We start from the raw sequence: 5781 nt of genomic DNA, 5'->3' as shown, positions 1-5781 counted from the left end.
AAGCGCTTGTTGTTTGAGAACTCAATAGTGTGCCAAGTTTGTTGATACCAAATTATTTTTGTTTGGTGAATACGAAACATTTATTTGCTTGATCGCCCGCACCCCCGTGTGTGGTGGTTGAGTGTTTTTTATTCGCCGGGATTGCATCATTGGCTGCCGTGTGGTGGTTGGTGGTGTGCTTTTCTTGTTTTTTATGGAGAGTTTGATCCTGGCTCAGGATGAACGCTGGCGGCGTGCTTAACACATGCAAGTCGAACGATGATGCTGGTGCTTGCACCGGTGGATTAGTGGCGAACGGGTGAGTAACACGTGAGTAACCTGCCCCTGACTTCGGGATAAGCCCGGGAAACTGGGTCTAATACCGGATATGACTTCCTGCTGCATGGCAGGGGGTGGAAAGATTTATCGGTTGGGGATGGACTCGCGGCCTATCAGCTTGTTGGTGAGGTAATGGCTCACCAAGGCGACGACGGGTAGCCGGCCTGAGAGGGTGACCGGCCACACTGGGACTGAGACACGGCCCAGACTCCTACGGGAGGCAGCAGTGGGGAATATTGCACAATGGGCGAAAGCCTGATGCAGCGACGCCGCGTGAGGGATGACGGCCTTCGGGTTGTAAACCTCTTTCAGTAGGGAAGAAGCCCCTTTTGGGGGTGACGGTACTTGCAGAAGAAGCGCCGGCTAACTACGTGCCAGCAGCCGCGGTAATACGTAGGGCGCAAGCGTTATCCGGAATTATTGGGCGTAAAGAGCTCGTAGGCGGTTTGTCGCGTCTGCCGTGAAAGTCCGAGGCTCAACCTCGGATCTGCGGTGGGTACGGGCAGACTAGAGTGATGTAGGGGAGACTGGAATTCCTGGTGTAGCGGTGAAATGCGCAGATATCAGGAGGAACACCGATGGCGAAGGCAGGTCTCTGGGCATTTACTGACGCTGAGGAGCGAAAGCATGGGGAGCGAACAGGATTAGATACCCTGGTAGTCCATGCCGTAAACGTTGGGCACTAGGTGTGGGGGACATTCCACGTTTTCCGCGCCGTAGCTAACGCATTAAGTGCCCCGCCTGGGGAGTACGGCCGCAAGGCTAAAACTCAAAGGAATTGACGGGGGCCCGCACAAGCGGCGGAGCATGCGGATTAATTCGATGCAACGCGAAGAACCTTACCAAGCTTGACATGTTCCAGACCGGGCCAGAGATGGTCTTTCCCCTTTTGGGCTGGTTCACAGGTGTGCATGGTTGTCGTCAGCTCGTGTCGTGAGATGTTGGGTTAAGTCCCGCAACGAGCGCAACCCTCGTTCCATGTTGCCAGCGGGTTATGCCGGGGACTCATGGGAGACTGCCGGGGTCAACTCGGAGGAAGGTGGGGATGACGTCAAATCATCATGCCCCTTATGTCTTGGGCTTCACGCATGCTACAATGGCCGGTACAATGGGTTGCGATACTGTGAGGTGGAGCTAATCCCTAAAAGCCGGTCTCAGTTCGGATTGGGGTCTGCAACTCGACCCCATGAAGTCGGAGTCGCTAGTAATCGCAGATCAGCAACGCTGCGGTGAATACGTTCCCGGGCCTTGTACACACCGCCCGTCAAGTCACGAAAGTTGGTAACACCCGAAGCCGATGGCCTAACCACCTTGTGTGGGGGGAGTCGTCGAAGGTGGGACTGGCGATTGGGACTAAGTCGTAACAAGGTAGCCGTACCGGAAGGTGCGGCTGGATCACCTCCTTTCTAAGGAGCTAACCATTATTGGTTGCCCGTTGCCGCCACGAGTGTTGGTGGGCGGGTTGCTCATGGGTGGAATATCAATGAACTATCGGTCGTGGTCCGTGCACTGTTTGGGTGTGGGGGTTGTGGTCGGGTTTGGTGCTGTGGGTGGTGCTGCTGGTGAGTACGCCGTGGGTTTCCTTTGTGGGGGCTTGTGGTTGGAAGGCTGGTGGTGGTGCTTGTGGTACTGGGTTGTGGCGCACTGTTGGGTTTTGAGGCAACAAGCATGCTGTGCCTGCCGTTGTGGTGGGTGTGGTGTTCTTGGTGTTTCGGTTGAAAGACCATGTTTGTTTTCCTGTGTCCTTGGCACGCGTGCCCGCTTGTGTGGGTGTGTGGTGTGGGGGTGTGGGGTTGTTGTTTGGGAACTGTATAGTGAACGCGAGCATCTTGAAATGACAGGTGCCTGCCGCATTTTGTGTGTGTGGGTGTTTGTTGTTTTGTGATTTTGTTGATTGTTTTGTTGCTCATGTATTTGAGGTTTTCTGTGCTGTCGTTTGTCTGTGATGGATGGATGATTGTGTTGAAAGTTTTTAAGGGCGCACGGTGGATGCCTTGGCATCAGGAGCCGATGAAGGACGTGGGAATCTGCGATAAGCCTGGTGGAGTCGATAACCGGACGTTGAGGCCAGGATTTCCGAATGGGGAAACCCGGCACCATGTTATGTGGTGTGACCCGTGGCTGAATGTATAGGCCATGTGGGGGAACGCGGGGAAGTGAAACATCTCAGTACCCGCAGGAAAAGAAAACAATAGTGATTCCGTTAGTAGTGGCGAGCGAACGCGGATGGGGCTAAACCGGTAGGTGTGTGATAGCGGATAGGCGTTGCATCTTCGGGGTTGTGGGGTCCATATGTGCCAGTTCTATTCGGCTGGCGGGATGAGGTGCAGGCGTATAGGTGAATCGGTTGGAATGCCGGACCAGAGAGGGTGATAGTCCCGTAGTTATCATGCGTGCTGCCGTCCTAGTGTGGGTGCCCGAGTAGCACGGGGCTCGAGGAATCCCGTGTGAATCTGCCAGGACCACCTGGTAAGCCTGAATACTACCTGATGACCGATAGTGAATCAGTACCGTGAGGGAATGGTGAAAAGTACCCCGGGAGGGGAGTGAAATAGTACCTGAAACCGTGTGCTTACAAACCGTTAGAGCAGGGCTTTGTGTTCTGTGATGGCGTGCCTTTTGAAGAATGAGCCTGCGAGTTAGTGCTGTGTCGCGAGGTTAACCCGTGTGGGGTAGTCGTAGCGAAAGCGAGTCTGAATAGGGCGTTTGAGTGGCACGGTCTAGACCCGAAGCGAAGTGATCTACCCATGGCCAGGTTGAAGCGCGTGTAAGAGCGTGTGGAGGACCGAACCCACTTCAGTTGAAAATGGAGGGGATGAGCTGTGGGTAGGGGTGAAAGGCCAATCAAACTTCGTGATAGCTGGTTCTCCCCGAAATGCATTTAGGTGCAGCGTTGCGTGTTTCTTACTGGAGGTAGAGCTACTGGATAGGCGATGGGCCTACAAGGTTACTGACCTTAGCCAAACTCCGAATGCCGGTAAGTTAGAGCGCAGCAGTGAGACTGTGGGGGATAAGCTTCATAGTCGAGAGGGAAACAGCCCAGAACGCCAACTAAGGCCCCTAAGCGTGTGCTAAGTGGAAAAGGATGTGGAGTTGCTGTGACAACCAGGAGGTTGGCTTAGAAGCAGCCACCCTTGAAAGAGTGCGTAATAGCTCACTGGTCAAGTGATTCCGCGCCGATAATGTAGCGGGGCTCAAGCACACCGCCGAAGTTGCGTCATTCAAACATGTCATTGGCTTTTGTGGTCCAGTGGTTTGGATGGGTAGGGGAGCGTCGTGTGGCCGGTGAAGTCGCGGTGGAAACCAGCGGTGGAGGCTACGCGAGTGAGAATGCAGGCATGAGTAGCGAATGACGGGTGAGAAACCCGTCCGCCGAATGATCAAGGGTTCCAGGGTCAAGTTAATCTGCCCTGGGTTAGTCGGGACCTAAGGCGAGGCCGACAGGCGTAGTCGATGGACAACGGGTTGATATTCCCGTACCGGCGAAGGACCGCCCATACTGAGCATCTGATGCTAACCACCTGCCGCCATGACGTGCTGCCCCCTTTTGGGGGGTGGTTGTTGTGGTTGGTGGCTGGGAACCGAGGGTGTGAGGTCAGCGTGTTAACAGGTGTGACGCAGGAAGGTAGCCGAGCCAGGCAATGGAATTGACCTGGTCCAAGGGTGTAGGGTGTTTCGTTGGCAAATCCGCGGAACGTGTGCCTGAGACCTGATAGGCGCCCACTTTGGTGGGTGATTCGGTGATCCTATGCTGCCTAGAAAAGCATCGGCGTGAGGTCCCAGTCCGCCCGTACCCGAAACCGACACAGGTGATCTGGTAGAGAATACCGAGGCGATCGAGAGAATCATGGTTAAGGAACTCGGCAAAATGCCCCCGTAACTTCGGAAGAAGGGGGGCCTGCCTCGTGAGGGAAACTTGCTTTCCTGAGCGGGTGTGGGCCGCAGAGACCAGGGGGAAGCGACTGTTTACTAAAAACACAGGTCCGTGCGAAGTCGCAAGACGATGTATACGGACTGACTCCTGCCCGGTGCTGGAAGGTTAAGAGGACCTGTTAGACCCTTTGGGGTCGAAGCGGAGAATTTAAGCCCCAGTAAACGGCGGTGGTAACTATAACCATCCTAAGGTAGCGAAATTCCTTGTCGGGTAAGTTCCGACCTGCACGAATGGAGTAACGACTTCCCCGCTGTCTCAACCATGAACTCGGCGAAATTGCAGTACGAGTAAAGATGCTCGTTACGCGCAGCAGGACGGAAAGACCCCGAGACCTTTACTATAGTTTGGTATTGGTGTTCGGTGCAGCTTGTGTAGGATAGGTGGGAGACTGTGAAGCCTGGACGCTAGTTCGGGTGGAGTCATCGTTGAAATACCACTCTGGCTGTACCGGTCACCTAACTTCGGACCATGATCTGGTTCAGGGACAGTGCCTGATGGGTAGTTTAACTGGGGCGGTTGCCTCCTAAAGAGTAACGGAGGCGCCCAAAGGTTCCCTCAGCCTGGTTGGCAATCAGGTGTTGAGTGTAAGTGCACAAGGGAGCTTGACTGTGAGAGTGACAGCTCGAGCAGGGACGAAAGTCGGGACTAGTGATCCGGCGGCACCGTGTGGAAGGGCCGTCGCTCAACGGATAAAAGGTACCTCGGGATAACAGGCTGATCTTGCCCAAGAGTCCATATCGACGGCATGGTTTGGCACCTCGATGTCGGCTCGTCGCATCCTGGGGCTGGAGTAGGTCCCAAGGGTTGGGCTGTTCGCCCATTAAAGCGGTACGCGAGCTGGGTTTAGAACGTCGTGAGACAGTTCGGTCCCTATCCGCTGCGCGCGTTGGAAATTTGAGAAGGGCTGTCCTTAGTACGAGAGGACCGGGACGGACGAACCTCTGGTGTGTCAGTTGTACTGCCAAGTGCATCGCTGATTAGCTACGTTTGGAAGGGATAACCGCTGAAAGCATCTAAGCGGGAAGCCTGCTTCGAGATGAGATTTCCATACACTTTTTGTGTGAGAGGCCCCCAGCTAGACCACTGGGTTGATAGGCAGGATGTGGAAGCAAGGACTAAAGACTTGTGTAGCTGACCTGTACTAATAGGCCGATGACTTATCAACACACAACAAAACCACCCCCCTTGTGTGGGGTGTTCGGCAAAGAGTGTTGCTCGCGTTCACTATACGGTTACGAAACAACAACCACACCACCCAGGCCCCCCTTGTTGGTGGGGTGTGGGGGTTGGCAGGTGTTGTTCATGGATGGTTTTGCAGCCGGCACCAGGTGTGTGGTTGTTTCACTGCTGTTACGGCGGTCATAGCGTGGGGGAAACGCCCGGTCCCATACCGAACCCGGAAGCTAAGGCCCACTGCGCCGATGGTACTGCACTCGTGAGGGTGTGGGAGAGTAGGACACCGCCGGACTTAACTTGAGGAGGGTTTGAGGCTCCAACCAGTGATGGTTGGAGCCTCACCTGTTTAAGCC

General features: G+C 54.8%; 3 rRNA genes. All 3 read left to right on the top strand.

Annotation, left to right across the window (positions count from 1 at the left end):
• Nucleotides 1–190 precede the first annotated feature (190 nt).
• A 16S ribosomal RNA gene (locus JCM19049_RS07335) occupies nt 191–1724 on the top strand.
• A gap of 556 nt (nt 1725–2280) precedes the next feature.
• Nucleotides 2281–5418, top strand: a 23S ribosomal RNA gene (locus tag JCM19049_RS07330).
• Between the two features lie 185 nt (nt 5419–5603).
• A 5S ribosomal RNA gene (gene rrf, locus JCM19049_RS07325) occupies nt 5604–5720 on the top strand.
• The 16S, 23S and 5S rRNA genes sit together here, the layout of an rRNA operon.
• Nucleotides 5721–5781 lie beyond the last annotated feature (61 nt).

Source organism: Arthrobacter sp. JCM 19049, assembly GCF_001310435.1.
The sequence above is the reverse complement of the archived record's forward strand: the minus strand, read 5'-3'. Positions and strand labels throughout refer to the sequence as shown.